Source organism: Actinoplanes sp. NPDC049118 (assembly GCF_040648555.1).
Taxonomy (GTDB): Bacteria; Actinomycetota; Actinomycetes; order Mycobacteriales; family Micromonosporaceae; genus Actinoplanes.
The window spans coordinates 359,201-376,285 of record NZ_JBEZDY010000001.1; the positions used below are offsets into that span (position 1 = coordinate 359,201).

The 17,085-nt window shown below is 71.9% G+C and carries 18 protein-coding genes; 7 read left to right on the top strand and 11 right to left on the bottom strand.

What is annotated here, in order from left to right; all coding sequences use genetic code 11:
* Window positions 1-55: 55 nt before the first annotated feature.
* From AB0B58_RS01600 to AB0B58_RS01620, 5 genes are all read right to left on the bottom strand, one after another.
* Window positions 56-1,111: a lysylphosphatidylglycerol synthase transmembrane domain-containing protein gene (locus AB0B58_RS01600; RefSeq protein ID WP_360215675.1), complete on the bottom strand. Its 1,056-nt coding sequence runs from the start codon at window positions 1,109-1,111 to the stop codon at window positions 56-58.
* 61 nt (window positions 1,112-1,172) lie between these two features.
* Entirely contained in the window at window positions 1,173-1,976 is an 804-nt protein-coding gene (locus tag AB0B58_RS01605; protein ID WP_360215678.1) for a methyltransferase domain-containing protein, read from the bottom strand.
* The gene (locus AB0B58_RS01610; protein WP_360215681.1) at window positions 1,973-3,040 is read right to left on the bottom strand and encodes a glycosyltransferase family 4 protein; all 1,068 of its coding nucleotides are present in this window, start codon (window positions 3,038-3,040) and stop codon (window positions 1,973-1,975) included. Before AB0B58_RS01610 ends, AB0B58_RS01605 begins: the two co-directional genes overlap by 4 nt.
* On the bottom strand, window positions 3,037-3,435 hold the full coding sequence (locus AB0B58_RS01615; RefSeq protein WP_360215684.1) for a 6-carboxytetrahydropterin synthase: 399 nt from the start codon (window positions 3,433-3,435) through the stop codon (window positions 3,037-3,039). The genes AB0B58_RS01610 and AB0B58_RS01615 overlap by 4 nt, the downstream gene beginning before the upstream one ends.
* Window positions 3,436-4,419, bottom strand: coding sequence for a zinc-binding alcohol dehydrogenase (locus AB0B58_RS01620; protein ID WP_360215687.1), 984 nt, complete (start codon window positions 4,417-4,419; stop codon window positions 3,436-3,438). It lies immediately after the preceding gene.
* Window positions 4,420-4,524: 105 nt separating this feature from the next.
* On the opposite strand from AB0B58_RS01620, the gene AB0B58_RS01625 reads away from it, so the two are divergent.
* Window positions 4,525-5,331, top strand: coding sequence for a CDP-alcohol phosphatidyltransferase family protein (locus AB0B58_RS01625; protein ID WP_360215690.1), 807 nt, complete (start codon window positions 4,525-4,527; stop codon window positions 5,329-5,331).
* A 2-nt stretch (window positions 5,332-5,333) separates the two neighbouring features.
* On the opposite strand, the gene AB0B58_RS01630 is transcribed toward AB0B58_RS01625, so the two are convergent.
* Window positions 5,334-6,218, bottom strand: coding sequence for an ABC transporter substrate-binding protein (locus tag AB0B58_RS01630; protein ID WP_360215693.1), 885 nt, complete (start codon window positions 6,216-6,218; stop codon window positions 5,334-5,336).
* 103 nt (window positions 6,219-6,321) lie between these two features.
* On the opposite strand from AB0B58_RS01630, the gene AB0B58_RS01635 reads away from it, so the two are divergent.
* The gene (locus tag AB0B58_RS01635) at window positions 6,322-6,696 is read left to right on the top strand and encodes a hypothetical protein (RefSeq protein ID WP_360215696.1); all 375 of its coding nucleotides are present in this window, start codon (window positions 6,322-6,324) and stop codon (window positions 6,694-6,696) included.
* Here AB0B58_RS01635 and AB0B58_RS01640 read toward each other — a convergent pair.
* Entirely contained in the window at window positions 6,662-7,030 is a 369-nt protein-coding gene (locus AB0B58_RS01640; RefSeq protein ID WP_360215699.1) for a hypothetical protein, read from the bottom strand. The genes AB0B58_RS01635 and AB0B58_RS01640 overlap by 35 nt on opposite strands.
* A gap of 257 nt (window positions 7,031-7,287) precedes the next feature.
* Here AB0B58_RS01640 and AB0B58_RS01645 point away from each other — a divergent pair, with 257 nt between their 5' ends.
* The gene (locus tag AB0B58_RS01645) at window positions 7,288-7,557 is read left to right on the top strand and encodes a hypothetical protein (protein ID WP_360215702.1); all 270 of its coding nucleotides are present in this window, start codon (window positions 7,288-7,290) and stop codon (window positions 7,555-7,557) included.
* Window positions 7,558-7,702: 145 nt separating this feature from the next.
* Window positions 7,703-8,206, top strand: a complete 504-nt coding sequence (locus AB0B58_RS01650; RefSeq protein WP_360215705.1) for a hypothetical protein — start codon at window positions 7,703-7,705, stop codon at window positions 8,204-8,206.
* Window positions 8,207-8,274: 68 nt separating this feature from the next.
* Here the strand turns inward: AB0B58_RS01650 and AB0B58_RS01655 are convergent, their stop codons facing one another.
* Window positions 8,275-9,633 (bottom strand): ferredoxin reductase family protein, encoded by a 1,359-nt coding sequence (locus AB0B58_RS01655; protein WP_360215708.1) that lies wholly within the window; start codon window positions 9,631-9,633, stop codon window positions 8,275-8,277.
* A 178-nt stretch (window positions 9,634-9,811) separates the two neighbouring features.
* Window positions 9,812-11,977: a discoidin domain-containing protein gene (locus tag AB0B58_RS01660; RefSeq protein ID WP_360215711.1), complete on the bottom strand. Its 2,166-nt coding sequence runs from the start codon at window positions 11,975-11,977 to the stop codon at window positions 9,812-9,814.
* Between the two features lie 164 nt (window positions 11,978-12,141).
* Here AB0B58_RS01660 and htpG point away from each other — a divergent pair, with 164 nt between their 5' ends.
* Window positions 12,142-13,989 carry a molecular chaperone HtpG gene (gene htpG, locus AB0B58_RS01665; RefSeq protein WP_360215714.1) on the top strand — a complete coding sequence of 616 codons (1,848 nt, stop codon included), beginning with the start codon at window positions 12,142-12,144 and terminating at the stop codon, window positions 13,987-13,989.
* Here the strand turns inward: htpG and AB0B58_RS01670 are convergent.
* The gene (locus AB0B58_RS01670) at window positions 13,986-14,501 is read right to left on the bottom strand and encodes a TetR/AcrR family transcriptional regulator (protein WP_360215717.1); all 516 of its coding nucleotides are present in this window, start codon (window positions 14,499-14,501) and stop codon (window positions 13,986-13,988) included. The genes htpG and AB0B58_RS01670 overlap by 4 nt on opposite strands.
* Before the next feature lie 59 nt (window positions 14,502-14,560).
* On the opposite strand from AB0B58_RS01670, the gene AB0B58_RS01675 reads away from it, so the two are divergent.
* The gene (locus AB0B58_RS01675; protein WP_360215720.1) at window positions 14,561-15,571 is read left to right on the top strand and encodes an NADP-dependent oxidoreductase; all 1,011 of its coding nucleotides are present in this window, start codon (window positions 14,561-14,563) and stop codon (window positions 15,569-15,571) included.
* A gap of 56 nt (window positions 15,572-15,627) precedes the next feature.
* Window positions 15,628-16,149, top strand: a complete 522-nt coding sequence (locus AB0B58_RS01680) for a GNAT family N-acetyltransferase (RefSeq protein ID WP_360215723.1) — start codon at window positions 15,628-15,630, stop codon at window positions 16,147-16,149.
* Here the strand turns inward: AB0B58_RS01680 and AB0B58_RS01685 are convergent.
* Entirely contained in the window at window positions 16,146-17,006 is an 861-nt protein-coding gene (locus AB0B58_RS01685) for an alpha/beta hydrolase (protein WP_360215726.1), read from the bottom strand. The two genes, AB0B58_RS01680 and AB0B58_RS01685, sit on opposite strands and share 4 nt — an antisense overlap.
* Between the last annotated feature and the right edge of the window lie 79 nt (window positions 17,007-17,085).

The window sequence follows — 17,085 nt, forward strand, 5'->3', positions numbered from 1 at the left end:
GCGACCACCGTCACCCCGCCGTCCAACATAATCCGAACGTGAGGTCATGGCACTTTCATGCACCGCTTCCGACCAGCTCCCGCACCGGCGACATGATCCTCTGCTGGGGGACGACCACCGGCTGGGCGAGCGTGATCGGCTCTACGACCGGCGCCGCGACGACCCGGGCGGCGGCCCTGGCCCGCGCCCCGGCCAGCGCCCGGGCGATGATCACGACCAGGCCCGGCAGCGCGGCGACGAAGGCGAACAGCCCGTAGACCACGGCGATGGTGAGGCCCTGCGTGGCGCTGAGCCCGGCCGCGCCGAACGCCCACGCGGTGACACCCTCGCGGGGCCCCCAGCCGCCGATGTTCACCGGCAGCGTCATGGCCAGCAGCGCGAGCAGCATCAGCGGCGCCAGGCGCAGCAGCGAGGCGTCCGAGCCGGCGGCGCGGGCGGCGACCACGAACGTCGCCAGGTGCCCGGCCAGGACCACCGTCGAGGCGAGCACGATGCCCGGCCAGTTGCGGCGGGCGAGCAGCCCGGACCGCACCTCGGCGGCCCCGGTCCGCGCCGCGCGCGCCCACCGGGACGCGCCGCCCCGCAGGCGGGAGAAGGCGAAGAAGGCCAGCGCCGCGAGGCCGGCGGTGGTCGCGACCGCGACGGCGATCCCGCGGGCGTGCGCCTCCAGGTGGGTGAGGACCGGCGACGGTACGGTCAGCAGCACCGTCACGCCGACCGACACCAGCACCACCTGTCCCGCCGTGCGCTCGAGGACGACGGCCCGCACGCTCTTGCCGACGTCACCCTCCTCGCGGCCGTGCTGCACCGCGCGGTCGACGTCGCCGAGCACCCCACCCGGCAGCGCCGCGTTGATGAACAGCGCCTTGTAGTAGTCGGCGATCGCGGACCGCATGGAGAGCGTCATGCCGAGCCCGCGGGCGACCAGGCACCACCGCCAGGCCGAGAACACCGTGGTGGCGACGCCGATCGCGAACGCGGCGACCAGCGCGGGGCCGTCGATCACCCGCAGCCCGTCGACGAAGGCTCCGGTCCCCAGGCGCCAGAGCAACACGGCGAGGATCCCCACCCCGCCGAGTACCCGCACCCACGCCCAGATCGATCGGTTCATGCAGCCGCCCCCTCAGGTTCCACCCTCTTGCGACTAATACGTCCCGGCGGTGGCAGGTGGTTCAGACTTTCTGCGCAAGAAGATCTTGATGCCCGACCGTTACCTGCAGCCGGCCGGCCTCGGCGGCCTCGATCCGGTCCTTCAGGTACCCCTCCAGCGGCAGCTCCGGACGCTGCTCGGCGGCGGCGCCGACCCAGCCGCGGAGCCACTCGGCGGTGAGCTCGGCCTGCTCCGGCCCGAGCCGCCACGGGCTGTCCCGCACGGTGACGGTCGCACCGGCGCTCGCGAAGGCCTCCGCCGCGGCGCCGACCGCCTCCGGACCGAGCAGCATCCGGTCGCCGACGACCCGCCGCTGGTGTTCGTTGAACGCGGCGGCGACCTCGGCGTCGAGCGGATCGGCGGGCTCGAGGGTGACCTCGCCCACCACCGAGAGGGTGAACAGGGCCGGGGTCCCCGAGGCGACGCAGACCTCGGCCAGCGCGGCCACCTCGTCGACGGTGAACAGGTCGAGCAGCGCCGAGCAGGTGACAAGCGTCGTGCCGGCCAGGTCGTCGGCGGTCAACGCGGTGACGTCGCCCTGCGCGGTCTCCACCGTCACGGCGCTGCCGTCCGCCGCCGCGGGCGGCAGGTGGGCGGCGGCGTGCGCGAGCAGCGCGGGGTCACGGTCCTGCAGCACCCAGCGCTGCGGCCCGGGCAGCCGCGGCGCCAGCCACCGGCCCAGCGAACCGGTGCCGCAGCCGAGGTCGCGGATGACCAGCTCGCCGCCGGCGGGCAGGCGCAGCTCCTTGATCAGTTCGTCGGCGCGGGCGGCCGCGTCGGCGGGCTCGCGCAGCGTCAGCCACGTGGAGCTGAACTCTCCGGTCATGCGTACAGCACCTCGCTCAATCGTCGGGTCGTTTCGTCCCAGCCCCGCAGGCCGTCGCGGCGGTGCCGGGCGGAGGCCCGCCAGGACCGCCGCAGCCGCGGGTCGGTCAGCCAGCGGCGCAGCGCCGCGGCCAGTGCTTCGGGGTCTCCCGGGGGCACGAGCTCCCCGGGCGTCGTGCCGTCGCCGGCGCTGCCGAGCGCCTCGGGTACGCCGTCGACCCGGGTGCCGAGCACGGGCACGCCACGCGCCAGCGCCTCGGTCACCACCATGCCGTACGTCTCGGCCAGCGACGGGAGCACCAGCAGGTCCGCCTCGGCGTAGCTGCGCTCAAGCGCCGGCCCGGTCCGGGTGCCCGCCAGGTGGATCCTGTCCCGGGCGCCGTCGGCGGCCGCGACCAGCTCGCGCACCCGGTCCGTGAAGGCCGGCGCGCGGTCGAGGGCGCCGACAAGCGTGCAGGTCCAGGGCAGGTCGGCGACCGATCGCAGCGCCGTGACCAGGACGTCCTGCGCCTTGCGCGGGGTGACCGCGGCCACGCACAGCAGCCGGCCGCCCTCGGGCGAGGGCGCGGCCGGCGGCGCGGGATCGACGCCCGGCGCGGCGACGTGCACGCTGCCGGCGGGGAGGTCGTGCAGGGTCTCGAGCCGCCGGGCGGCGCCGGAACTGGTCGCGACGACCGCCGCCGCGGCGTGCAGCGTGCGCCGTTCCCGCGCGGTCAGCTCGGCCGCCTCGGCTCCGGAGAGGCCGGTCTCGTCGCCGAGCGGCAGGTGCACGAGCACGACCAGCCGGACCCGGGCGCGGTGCGGTTCGAGGAGCTCCGGCACGGCGCAGCCGACCAGGCCGTCGAGCAGCACCACGGCGCCGTCCGGTAGCTCCGCGAGCGCCCGGGCCAGCGCCGCGGAGTCCGCGGCCCGCGGGTGCGGCCAGGGCGCCGGTACCGCGATCTCGTGCACGTCGCGGTCGGCGGCCAGGCCGGTCAGCACCCGGCGGTCGTACGTGTTCCCGCCGCTCGGTGCCGCCGGGTCGTCGATCGCGCCCGGCAGCACCACGTGGAGCGCTTCGGTCACAGGTTCCGCTCGTAGCTCGCCCAGGCGATGTGCGACTCGTGCAGCGTGACCGCGATGCCGGTCAGGCCGCGCGCGCCCACGCCGAGGTCGCCCGACTCCGCCTTGCCGGCGAGCCGGTCGGCGATCACCTTGGCGAGGAACTCCGTCGAGGTGTTCTGCCCGGCGAAGGCGGGCTCGTCGTCCAGGTTCCGGTAACTGAGCGTGCCGCAGATGGTGTGCAGTTCCTCGCTCGCCCGGCCGATGTCGACGACGATGTTGTCCGCGTCCAGTTCGGGCCGCTTGAACGTGGCGTCGACCACGAACGTGGCGCCGTGCAGCTTCTGGGCGGGTCCGAAGACCTCTCCCGAGAAGCTGTGCGCGATCATGATGTGGTCACGGACGGTGACGCTGAACATTCACTCTCCTACCGGGTAGTTGATCAGATGACACAGCGCGGGCAGCGAGCCGTCGGTCAGCCGGGGCATGACCTCGGGCAGCTGCGCGAAGTCCGACTCCCCGGTGATCAGGGCGTCGAAGATGGGGTCGGCGAGCAGATCCAGGGCGATCGCGAGCCGGTCGGCGTAGCTTCGGCGGCCGCGCCGGGCGGGTGCGATCCCGCCGACCTGGCTGCTCCTGATCGCCAGGCGGCGGGAGTGGAAGAACTCGCCGAGCGGGACGCTGACCTCGCGGTCGCCGTACCAGCTGAGCTCGATGACCGTAGCCTCCGGCGCGAGCAGCTCGAGGGACCGGGTCAGCCCGGCCGAGGTGGCGCTGGCGTGCACGACCAGGTCGCAGTCGCCGGCCGCGTCGCCGGGCAGGGCGAAGCCGGTCCCGAGCGCGGCGGCGACCGCGGCCTTCGCCGGGTCGGCGTCCACGAGCTGCACCTTCGCGCCCGGGAAGCGGGCCAGCACGGCCGCGACGCTCGCGCCGACCATGCCCGCGCCGACCACGGCGATCCGGTCGCCGACCAGCGGCGCGGCGTCCCAGAGCGCGTTGACGGCGGTCTCCACCGTCCCGGCGAGGACCGCCCGGCCGGCGGGGACGGTGTCCGGGATCACGGTGACCGCGGCGGCCGGCACGACGTAGCGGGTCTGGTGCGGGTACAGGGCGAAGACCGTGCGGCCGAGCAGCTCGGGCGGGCCCTGCTCGACCGTGCCGACGTTGAGGTAGCCGTACTTCACCGGGGCCGGGAAGTCGCCCTCCTGGAAGGGCGCGCGCATCGCCTCGTGCTGGCTGTCCGGCACCCCGCCGCGGAACACGAGGGTCTCCGTGCCGCGGCTCACACCCGAGTGCAGGGTCCGGACCAGGACCTCGCCGGGGCCCGGATCACCGACCGTGACCGGGCGGATCTCGCCAAGGCCGGGCGCGGCGAGCCAGAACGCACGGGCGTCACCCGTCATCGGTATTTCCCCTCCGAGCTGAACCGAACGCGCGGATCAAGCGTGTTCAGTGACGACAAGCGGCAACCATACGCGGCAACTCGATCTTGCCCACCCGGAGGCACGGTGACTATCAGTATCGCCACGATGACGGCTCGCGAGAGCCGTGGACCGATCGTCGGCCTGGCCGCGAACCTGATCCTGCTGACGGCGCTCGCCGTCACGACCGGGATCAGTGCCGCCGGCGCTCTGGCCGGGACGGCGTACGCCGTGGTCCTGGCCGTGGCCCTCGCCGTGGGAATGCGCCGCACCGGGATGCGCGCCCTCGGCCCGGCGAACGCCGTGACCCTGGGCCGCGCGACGCTGGTCGGCGGCGTGACCGCCCTGGTCGTGACGTCCTTCCAGGCGCCGGTGCCGCTGGCGGTGCTGGTGCCGCTGATCGGCGTGGCGCTCGCCCTGGACGGGGTGGACGGCCAGGTGGCCCGCCGCACCAACTCGACGTCCCGGCTGGGCGCGCGCTTCGACATGGAGGTCGACGCGTTCCTGATCCTGGTGCTGAGCGTCTTCGTGGCCGGCACCTTCGGCTGGTGGACGATCGCGATCGGCGCCTTCCGCTACGTCTTCGTCGCGGCCTCGTGGGCCCTGCCGTGGCTGAACGCCGCGCTGCCGCCGAAGTTCTCCCGCAAGGTCGTCGCCGCGGTACAGGGCGTGGTGCTGGTGGTCGCGACCGCGGGCCTGCTGCCCGAGGCGCTGGCCTTCGCCGCCGTCGCCGGGGCCCTGGCCTCGCTGATCTGGTCCTTCGGCCGTGACGTTCTCTGGCTCTGGGGCACCGAGCAGAAGCGCCGCCTCGCGCCGGCCCGTGCCGACATCGTCGCCCGCCGCGCGGTCGCGCGGCCCCGCCGCCGCCCCAGCCCGGCCCCGGCCGGCGCCTGAGGTCAGGCCACCCGGGCGACCGCGCCCGGCGGGGCGGCCGGCACCGCGCCGGGGTGCAGGATCGCCGCGATCGCCTCGACCCCGTCGACCAGGCGGGGCCCGGGGCGCACCACCAGGGCGTCGCCGTCGATCGCCCAGACCTGGGCGGCGGGGAAGTGCGGTACGACCGCGGCGGCCTGGGCGGCGGCGCCGTCCAGATGGAATCCGCAGGGCGTGACCAGGACGATCTCGGGATCGGCCGCCGCCAGGTCCGCCCAGGTCGTCTCCACCGACCGGGCTCCCGGTCGGGCCGCGACCGGCGTGCCGCCGGCGGCCGTCACCAGGTCCGGCACCCAGTGCCCGGCCGTGAACGGCGGCTCGACCCACTCGACGACCGCCACCCGGGGCCGGGGCCGGCCGCCGACCGCGGCGGCCACCGCGTCCAGCCTCGCGCGCAGCGCCGCGACCAGGGCGTGCGCCCGGGCCGGTACCCCGGCGTGCTCGCCGACCCGCACGAAGGTCTCCAGCACCTCGGCGAGGGAGTACGGATCCAGCGACAGCACGTCGGCCCGGCAGCCCAGGTGGTCGAGCGCGTCCGAGACCTGGCCGGACGGCAGCGCGCACACCCGGCACAGGTCCTGGGTGAGGATCAGGTCGGGCGCGAGCACCGCGAGCGCGCCGGAGTGCAGCGTGTAGAGGTCGCCGCCTGCGCTCAGCTGCTGCTTGACGTAGGCGTCGATCTCGCCCGGGGTCATGCCGCGGGTGTCGCGCCCGCCGACCACCACCGTCTTCTCCGCGCGGGCGGACGGCGGCTCGTCGCACTCGAACGTCACGCCGACCAGGTCGTCGCCGAGGCCGAGGGCGTACACGATCTCGGTGGCGGAGGGCAGGAGCGAGACCAGGCGCATGGTCTGCAAGTGTGCCGTACCCCGCCGGGCGTATGTCGCCCGATCAGGTTCATGTCCGGCGTTGTTCGCCTCGTGCCGGCCGTGGCCGTGTCACCCTCGGCGGGTGCCTCTGCCGGATCTTGATACCTACTCGTCGGACCGCACGATCACCGACGCCACCTTCGAGGGCGTGGTCGTGCCGGGCCTGTGCGCCGAGTTCTTCCGCCGTGACGAGGGCGACCGGGTGGCGACCGCCGGCCGCTACTCGATGAACGGCCGGGAACTCCTGCTGGCCTGGGGGTGGGCCGACGAGGAGCACTGCCGCTTCTCGTCGGTCCGCGATCCCGAGGGCTTCTGGCATCCGGAGACCCCCGGCTGCCCGGTTGTGGAGATCATCCGGGACGGCGAGGCGCCGGACGCGCCGGTGACCGCGCTGGCGATCCGCACGCCCACCGGCCAGTGGGTCACGACCGATCGGGCGCGGGAGCCGTCGCGGTAGCGGGGGAGCGGCGTACCAGCCAGAGCGAGATCCCGGTGAGCGTCAGCGCCAGGCCGAAGAGCGCCAGGTGCAGCACCGGGTCGACGATCGGCACGAAGCCGATGACGGCGACCGGGACCTGGACCACGGCGATGAGGGCGGCGAGCAGCCAGCCCCGGGAGCCGCGCCAGAGCATCGCGGTCCAGATCGGAGCGGACGCCACCAGCAGGGTGAGCCCGTCGAGCAGGGCGTGCAGGTTGGCGTTGTGTACGGCGTTGTGTGCGAACGCCTGCGCGGGCTGTGCCACCCACAGGGCGGCGAGGACGGATCCGGCGATGACAGCGGCACGACGCATGGCTTCCTCCGGGCGTTACTGAACCGTTGCACTGGGTAATGACGGTACGGACGCCCCGGGCGGGCCGTAAAGCCCTCGAACGATTCACTCGCGTCACTCGCGTGGTGCATTGACCCACCGCGGGCGGCGACGGCTCCTCACTCTGAGTTGGCCAACCGGGCCCACTTCCTCGCCCGTACGGCCATTTGGCTACTTCAGGTAATTTCGCCTAGGGTGGCACTGTCGGCGCGTGTCGACGGACTGAGCAGGAGAAATCCGTGAACTTGAGCGAAGTCGCCATGGCCGCGGCTATCACTGTGAGTATTTCAGGCGTTTCTTACGCTGCGTTTAATGTCGACGGCATCTCCGCCTCGACCCAGACGGTCGCCGACCGGGTCTCGTGTCACACGGTCGACGACGCCGTCGTGGCGTTCGTGGCGCAGCACGGCGCCGCGCCGACGACGGTCGAGCAGCTCCGCCCGTACGTGAAGGGCGACATCTCCGCGTACCGGATCGTCGCGGGGCGGGCCGCCGGGCCGGGCTGTTAGTGCCGCGACCTCGGCGGCATCGGCTCTCGCCGCCGGCCGTGGACCGATCAGGCCCCGGGTCGGCCCGAAGGTACGGTGCCGGCCCCGGCCCCGCCCGGCGTATCCTGCCCCGTCTTGATCTTTCTAGGTACGGGGATTTCATTTCATGCGACGCATCATTCTGGGCGCCACCACGGGCGCGCTGCTGCTGACCGGCTCCGCCTGCGGGACGAAGCCCGACACCGCCGCCGCCCCGGCGGCGCCCGCCGCGACCGTGTCGGCCAGCCCGTCGGCCGACTACACCGCGGACACGAAGAAGGTCTGCGGCGAGATCGACAAGATCCTCGACGGCAAGAAGATGGAGAAGTTCGGCGAGGAACTGGGCAAGCTCATCGTCTTCAAGCAGGCGAACTCCACCGCCTCGGCGAAGAAGGCCCGCACCGCGGCGGGCGAGAAGCTGAAGGATCTGGCGAAGGCGATGAACGAGTCGACGGCGGCGGCGAAGGACCCGGAGCTCAAGGCCGCCGGCGAGGAATCCCTGCAGGCCATGACCAGCACCGCCGAGGACGACGCCTTCTTCGCGAAGCTCAAGACGGTGAAGGACCTCGACAAGACGCTCGAGTCCGGAATCACCGAGTGGCTCACGCCGCTGGCCCCGTTCTGCGCCTGAGCTGAACGCGCCGATGGTCCCGCCTCAGAACCGAGGCGGGACCATCGCCGTTTCGTGGCGGCGGCCGCTCAGCCGGCGAGGCTGAAGCGCTCCGAGTGCACCTGGCTGGACGGGACCCGCAGCGAGCGCAGGCTGCGCAGCACCGCGTTCGTCATCGCCGCCGGGCCGCAGACGTAGACGTCCCGGTCCAGGATGTCCGGGACCATCGCGGCCAGGTTGTGCGGCTCGAACGGGTTGTTCGGCGGGTTGCCCGCGCCGGTGCGCCCGGTCAGGACGTGCAGGCGGGCGCCGCGGGACTGCGCCAGGTTCTGCAGCTCGCCGAGCAGCACCGCGTCCCTCGTGGTGTGTGCGCGGTACAGCACGACCACCGGGCCGGTCAGCTCCTCCAGCAGGGCGCGGATCGGGGTGATGCCGACGCCGCCCGCGATCAGCAGCGTCGCGTCCTTGACCCGGCTCAGCGAGGTGAACGCGCCGTACGGGCCCTCGGCGAAGACGCGCGTGCCGACCGGGATGTCGCGCAGCCGGGCGCTGCCCGAGCCGACCGCCTTCGCCGTCAGGCGCAGGCTGCGGCCGTCCGGGGCCGCCGACAGGGAGAACGGGTTCGCCTCCCACCAGCGGCCGTAGCCGGGGAAGCGCCAGATCATGAACTGGCCGGCGCGGGCCGGGAGCCTGTCGAGGTTGCGGCCGGTGACGTACACCGAGACCACGTTGTCGGCCTCGGGCACGACCGCCGCGACCCGGAACCGGTGGCGGGCGTTGCGCCACAGCGGCATGACCATCCGGCCGACGACCAGCGACACCAGCGCGAACGCCCACAGCGCCCACCAGTACACCCGCGCCGCCGCCGAGGACGTGAACGTCGACACCTCGAAGAGCTGGTGGATCAGGCCGAAGACCACGGCGACGTACAGGCAGAAGTGCACCGCGTGCCACGCCTCGTAGGACAGGCGGCGCCGCGCCGCGCGTATCGACAGGCCGGCCGCGACCAGCATGATGCCGGCGGCGAGCATGCCCAGCAGGACCGGCAGCTGGCCCTTGAGGTTGTTGAACTCGGTCAGCGGCGTGCTGTTGTACTCGCTCGCGTAGCCGAGCAGGATGAACGTCGGGTGCAGCAGAACCAGCCAGAACAGGGCGAAGCCGGTCCACCGGTGCCACGAGGTGAGCCGGTCCATGCCGATCCGGCGGTCCAGCCACGGCAGGCGGGCGACCAGGATCAGCTGCAGGACCATCACCAGGGCCAGGTGCAGGCCGAGCCACTTGCCGAAGCCGAGGATGGCGTTCTTGGCGGGCTCGGCCGTGAGGAACACGGTCTCGACGATCAGCACGTTGACGCCGACTACCGTCCAGAGCGCGAGCCGGGCCAGGATGGCCGGGGGAAGCACCGCGCGCGTGGGCACCCCGTGCAGCCGTTCGTTCGCAGCCGTCATCGATATGTCTCCTGTTCGCAGGGGCCTTGCGTCACACACGTCCCGGTCGGCGATCCGGTTCACTGCGACGTTGTACAGCACCCTGGCGACGACAGTTCAGCACAAGTGGGGAGCGACACGGAATGCGTGCGCCGGAATCCCGACGCACGCCCTCCGGGGAGTGACCGCTTTAGGAGGATCAGGGGTAGTTGACGACGTAGCTCGGCACGGTCTCAGTGCCCTGTGCCACGCTGCCTGTGGTGTTGATGACGTTGGTGATCGAGCCGACGCCGCCGAGCGACACCGTCAGCAGGTTGTGGAACCGGACGCCGGATCTGTTCGGCGCCTCGAAGCCGCGGGCCGCGACGATCGAGGGGTTCACGTTGAAGTAGCAGTAGCTGCCCACGCCCCACGCCTCGTGCGTGGTGACCGAGTCGGCGACCTTGTAGGCGGCGTAGCCGTTGGTGCCGGTGCGCCACGCGGCCTGGGTCGGCGGGTCGTACGGCATCTCGTTCTGGAAGAAGATCGTCCGCCCGCCGTTGCCGTTCCACTGCACCTGGTAGTTCTGGTAGTGCTCGACGAACAGGCCGAGCGCGAGCACGTCGGCTCCGTTGACGATCAGCCCGCTGGCCGCGGGGTTCGTCGTCCAGCCGACACCGGCGCCGTGGTCGGCGCGCCAGGCCCAGATGTGGTCGAGCAGCGTGTTGTTGCTGTTGACCAGCAGGCTGTTGGTCGCCGCGCCGGGACCGGCGCCGCCGATCCGGAAGAACACGTCCTGCACCGAGATCGGGTTCCCGGCGTGGTTGGCACTCGACCCGGCCGGCCCGATCTGCAGCAGGTTGGGGGAGTTGGTGGTGCCGGCGTCGAAGAGCAGGCTCGAGATCTTCACCCCGTCGACGTCCGCGACGGTCATCGCGGTCACCCCGCCGTCCGGGATGATCGTGGCGTAGCCGAGGCCCATGACCACGGCTCCGGGCCGGGTCACGTTGATCGTCTGGTTGACGTGGTAGATGCCGGGCGTGAAGAGCAGGTTCAGGCCCTGTGCGAGGGCCGCGTTGATCGTCGCCGCCGAGTCGCCGGGGCGCGCGACGTAGAACTGGGTCAGGGGGATGGAGCTGCCCGGGGTGTTCGGCCAGGTGACGTTCGACGAGTTCGTCTGCAGGCTCGGCACCCACACGGCGTAGTTCGCGCCGTCCAGGTACAGGTACGGCTTCTCCCGGCTGATCGGCGTGGTGGCCAGGGTGGTGTTCGGCGGGCTCGGGAACGTGGTCGGCGGCGCGCCGGCCACGCCGGTGAAGACGTTGTTCCAGACCGAGTTGTGGTTCATCAGGATGCTGCTGTTGCGGGTGTACCACTGCTGCTGCGAGAACGGCTGAAGCTGCCCGCTGATCCGGGTGTCGGCGATGTATCCGCCGCTGGCCCAGCCGAATCCGGTTGGGGTCAGGCTCAGGTGGGTGTTGATGTTCATCCGGCGCATCGGCGCGGCCTGCGCGACCGCCCAGCGCTCGTAGGCGATGCCGGCCGGTGGGGTCACCGAGAAGTTCTCGACCGAGCGCCAGAAGTTCTGGGTCGCGTTGCCGCCGAACCAGCCGGCGTCCACGGTCACGTTGCTGCTGTTGAGGTGCACGTCCGTGGGGTTGCGGCCGAGTCCGGCGATCGAGGTGTAGAAGCCGATGTTCGCCGTCAGGTTGTCGTAGGTGCCGGGCTTGAACAGCAGCTCGTAGCGCTGGCTGCCGAACTGCTGCGTCTCCGACTGGCTGAACACGCTGTTGAGCTGCGCCTGTATCGATGCGGTGGACATCGACGGGTCGAAGACGAGCACGTTGGGCCCGAGCGGGCCGCCGCCGGGGATCGTCGGCCCGCCGACGGGGGTGCCGAAGACCTGGAACTCCCAGAGCGAGTAGCCCCAGGGCGTCGCGCGGGCGGTGCCGTTCATCCGCACGTAGCGGCCGGTGCCGGAGACGGCGAGGGTCTGCGTGCCGCCCATGCCGGCGGCCGTGGAGTAGACGGTGGTCCAGGCGCTGCCGTCGGCCGAGGTCTGCACCTGGTACCCGCTCGCGTACGCGGCCTCCCAGGTCAGCACGACCTGGCTGATCGCGTGCGCGGCGCCGAGGTCGATCTGTATCCACTGCGGATCGCTGAAGGCGCTGGACCAGCGGCTGGCGGTGTTGCCGTCGACGGCGGCGGAGGCGGGGAAGGTGCCGTTCTCGGTGGAGGAGGCGGTGGCGGGCCGGCCCTGCGAGACGAGGGGGTCGGCGGCGAGCGCCGGTCGCGGTGTGGCGACGGTGAGGGCGGCGATCAGCGTGAGGACGAGGCCGATCAGGGCGCCGCGACGGCGGAGGCGGGGGACGGGAGCAACTTCCATGAGCACTCCTCGGTTTCAGAAATGTTACGTGAGAGCGCTCTCTGAGCGTGAGCCGAGCCTCGAAATATGTCAATAGTTCGATGGTTGGCGGTGCCCGTGCACGGTCGGTCACCGTGAGGTCATACGATCGCCCCGGGAATGTCGTACACAGCACGGAGGGTGTCATGACGGAGACGCTGGAGTTTCAGGCCGAGGCGCGGCAGCTGCTGCAGTTGATGGTCCATTCGATCTACTCGAACAAGGACATCTTCCTGCGCGAGCTGATTTCCAACGCCTCCGACGCCCTGGACAAGCGCCGCCTCATAGCCCTGGCCGAGGACGGCGCCAGCCCCGAGGACCTGCACATCGAGATCGCCGCCGATGCGGAGGCGCGCACGCTGACCGTGCGGGACAACGGCATCGGCATGTCGCGCGACGAGGTGGTGTCGCTGATCGGCACGATCGCCAAGTCCGGCACCGCCGAGCTGCTGCGCAAGCTCAAGGACGGCAAGGAGAAGGAGTCGGCCGAGCTGATCGGCCAGTTCGGCGTCGGCTTCTACTCGACCTTCATGGTCGCGGACCGGGTCACCCTGCTCACCCGCCGGGTCGGCGAGGACGCGGGTACCCGCTGGGAGTCGGCCGGCGAGGGCACCTACACGATCGAGACGGTGGACGACGCGCCGCAGGGCACCGCGGTGACCGTGCACCTGCGGCCGAAGGACGAGGAGGACGCGCTCTACGACTACGCGGACGAGCGCAAGATCCGGGAGATCGTCAAGCGGTACTCGGACTTTATCTCGTTCCCCATCCGGCTGGCGTCCGGCGAGGGCGAGCCGGCGACGCTCAACTCGATGAAGGCGCTGTGGGCGCGCCCGCGCTCCGAGGTCAAGGACGAGGAGTACACCGAGTTCTACCGGCACATCAGCCACGACTGGACCGACCCGCTCGAGATCATCCAGATGCGCGCCGAGGGCACCTTCGAATACGAGGCGCTGCTGTTCATCCCGTCCCGCGCGCCGCACGACCTCTTCCAGCGCGACGGCCGCCGCGGCATCCAGCTGTACGTCAAGCGCGTGTTCATCATGGACGACAGCCGCGAGCTGATGCCCGACCACCTGCGCTTCGTCAAGGGCGTGGTGGACGCGGCCGACCTGTCGCTGAACATCTCCCGGGAGATCCTGCAGCAGGACCGGCACATCCAGCTGATCCGCCGCCGCCTCGCCAAGAAGGTCCTGTCCACGGTCAAGGACATGATGACCAACGACGCGGAGAAGTACCGCACGTTCTGGCGCGAGTTCGGCCGCGCGGTCAAGGAGGGCCTGCTGGGCGAACCCGGCGACCAGAAGGCGATCCTGGACGTCGCCTCGTTCGCGTCGACCGCCGGGGACGAGCCGACCACGCTCGCCGCGTACGTCGAGCGGATGAAGGAGGGTCAGGACGAGATCTACTTCATGACCGGCGAGACCCGGGTGCAGGTGGAGAACTCCCCGCACCTGGAGGCCTTCAAGGCCAAGGGGTACGAGGTCCTGCTGCTCACCGACCCGGTCGACGAGATCTGGGTCGACGCGGTGCCGGAGTACGAGGGCAGGAAGCTCCAGTCGATCGCCCGCGGCTCGGTCGACCTCGACAGCGAGCCGACCTCGCAGGAGAAGTCGGGCGAGTTCGCCCCGCTGCTCACCTGGCTCGGCGAGACGCTCACCGACGAGGTCAAGGAGGTCCGGCTCTCCACCCGGCTGACCACCTCGCCGGCCTGCCTGGTCGGCGACGCCGACGACATCACGCCGACCCTGGAGAAGATGTACCGGGCGATGGGCCAGGAGGTCCCGCCGGTCAAGCGGATCCTCGAGCTGAACCCGGAGCACCCGCTGGTGAGCGGGCTGCGGGCGGCGCACGAGCAGCGGGCCGACGACCCGAACCTGCCGGAGACGGCGGAGCTGCTCTACGGCACGGCGCTGCTTGCCGAGGGCGGCGACCTGGCCGACCCGGCCCGCTTCGCCAAGCTGCTGGCCGACCGCCTCGCCCGGACGGTCTAGGTACCCACCGCGGGGGTCAGGACGGCGGCCACCGTCGTCCTGACCAGCGCGTCCGGGTCGCTGCACTCCAGCTTGCCGTCGAGCAGCAGGACCGCCAGGCCGTGCACCAGCGCCCACGCGCCCACCTGCAGGGCCGGGGTGGCGACCCGGCTCGCCAGGATCTCCGCCGTGCGCGCCCACGCCGCGTTGGCGGTCGGGCGGCCGTACATCAGCCGGAACAGCCCGGGGTGCTCCAGCGCGAACGCCACGTAGACCCGGGCCATGCCCGCCAGGTCCGCGGACGCCTCCAGGCGGTCCGCCAGCCGGTCGAAGCCGCACCCCGCCAGGGCCGAGAGCAGGGCTTCCTTGTCCTCGTAGTGCCGGTAGGGCGCGTTGGGCGAGACACCGGCCCGGCGCGCCACCGCGCGCAGCGAGAACGCCTCGTCGTCGTCGAGCAACCCGAGCGCGGCGTCGAGCAGCGCCGCCCGCAGATCGCCATGGTGATACGACCGACCCGCGGGTGATGTTGACACTGCACACACCGCCTTCCTAATGTGCGCAGTGTATACATTCGCGATCACCGGGAGTGCCCGTGTCCATCCGATCGACCGAGATCCGCCTCGCGGCCCGTCCGCAGGGCTGGCCCACCGCTGAGACGTTCGAGATCGCCCACGCCGACCTGGGCGACCCCGCTCCGGGCGAGGTGCTGGTGCGCAACCTCCTGATGAGCGTCGACCCGTACATGCGCGGCCGGATGGACGACCGCAAGTCGTACGTGCCTCCGTACCAGGTCGGCCACGCCCTCGAGGGCGGCGCGATCGGCGAGGTCGTCGAGTCGGCCGCGGACGACCTCAAGCCCGGTGACATCGTCCTTCACGGGCTCGGCTGGCGCGAGTACGCCCTGGTCAAGGCGCGCTCCGTCGCCAAGGTGGACCCGTCGGCCGCCCCGCTCGGCGCGTACCTCGGGGTGCTCGGCATGACCGGGCTCACCGCGTACGCGGGGCTGCTGCGCACGGCGGAGTTCAAGCCGGGCGACGTCGTCTTCGTCTCCAGCGCCGCCGGCGCGGTCGGCCAGGTCGTCGGCCAGCTGGCGCGGCTCAAGGGCGCCGCCCGGGTCATCGGCAGCGCCGGCTCCGCGGCGAAGGTCGCGTACCTGAAGGACGAGCTGGGCTTCGACGCGGCGTTCGACTACCACGACGGCCCGGTCGGCGAGCAGCTCGAGCGGGCCGCGCCGGACGGCATCGACGTCTACTTCGACAACGTCGGCGGCGACCACCTGGAGGCGGCCATCTCGGCGCTGAACGTGCACGGCCGGATCACCGTCTGCGGCATGATCAGCGTCTACAACGCCACCGCGCCGACCCCGGCGCCGCGCAACCTGGCCATGCTCATCGGCAAGCGCCTGACGATGCGCGGCATGCTGGTGAGCGACCACAGCGACCTGCGCGAGGCCTTCATCGCGGACATGGCGCCGTGGATCGCGGACGGCAGCATCAAGAACCAGGAAACGATCTTCGAAGGGCTGTCGCAGGCACCGGAGGCCTTCCTGGCCATGCTGCGCGGCGACGGCTTCGGCAAGAACCTGGTCCGGATCGCCGAGTAGCCGGTACCGCCGGAAACCCCGTTGCGTGGCGCCGCGCGGGTGCGGATGATGCGGCGATGAATCCGCAGCACGCACAACGGTCGGAGCCGACGGCTCGCCGGGCCGGTCCCGGCGACGCCCCGGCGGTCGCGGACCTGCTCATCCGCGCACGCCGGGCCGCCGCGGACGCGATACCGCCCTCGGTGCACCCGGATGCCGAGGTCCGCGAGTGGGTCGCCACGGTGGTCCTGGCCGAACGCGAGGTATGGCTGCTGGACGGCGCCGGCGGCGAACCGCTTGCGGTGCTGGTGCTCGACGGCGGCTGGGTCGACCAGCTCTACGTCGCGCCCGGCCTGACCGGCCGGGGGCTGGGTTCGCGCCTCATCGAGCTCGCGAAGTCCCGCCGGCCGGCGGGACTTCAGCTCTGGACGTTCGCGGCCAACACCGGGGCGCAGCGGTTCTACCTGCGCCACGGCTTCGCCGTGGCCGAGGCGACGGACGGGTCCGGCAACGAGGAGAAGGCACCGGACGTCCGCTTCGTCTGGACGGGTGGCTCACCACCGGATGCGACCGGTGGTGAGCCCCGTTCGGATCGCTAGGAGTGCGGGCAGGTGTCGCGGTACTCCTGGATGGCCGAGCCGCTGGGTGCCGGGCAGAGGAACTGCTCGTAGCGGGTGTCGTTGTCGATGAAGCGCTTGAGCCACGAGATGCTGTACTTGGCGACGGTCACGTTCGTCGAGGTCGGCGCCGAGTGCGAGGCGTTGTTGAGCTCGAGGTACGCCTTGTCCAGGGTGCCGGGCAGGCTGGTGTAGAACGGTTCGGCGTGCGAGGTCACCGAGGCGACCGTGTCGTTCTCGGCGCCGATGATCAGCGTCGGTACGGTGACCGAGGACCAGTTCTTGGTGCCGTGCCACGGGGTGAGCGGGATCGCCGCCTGCAGGCCCGGCCGGGTCCGGGACGCGGACAGGCTGCCGCCGCCGCCCATCGAGTGGCCCATGACGCCGAGCCGGGTCGCGTCGATGCGGGTCCGCACCGAACTCGTGTTGGTCAGGTAGTCGAGCGCGGCCAGCAGCTGCGTGCCGCGGCTGTCCGGCTGGTCGAGGGTGCTGCGGGTGTCGATCGTGATGACCACGAAGCCCTGCGAGGCCAGGCGCGGGCCGTACCAGGCGACGCTGGACTGCGACGCCGTGAAGCCGGGTGAGATCGCTACCGCGCCGAACGTGCCGTCGGTCGTGCTGGTCGGGTAGTAGACGGTGCCGCCGCCGAAGCCCGAGACGCTCGAGCGCGCCACGGTGAGCTGTGCGATGGCGAAGTGGCCGCGGCCGGCCTCGATGCTGGCCACGGTCGGTGCGGGTCCGCGCTCGTACGGGTTGGCGGCCAGGGCGGGTGCGGGGGCGGCGACCAGCGCGGCGGTCAGGGTGAGTGCGCCCAGCAGGCGCATGACGGGGTTTCGCATTCCGGGGCTCCCTACGGTGGAAGGGATCGCGTCGTCGCCCGGAAGGGCGGGGCGGGGTCGACCCGCGCGTTGTGGACGA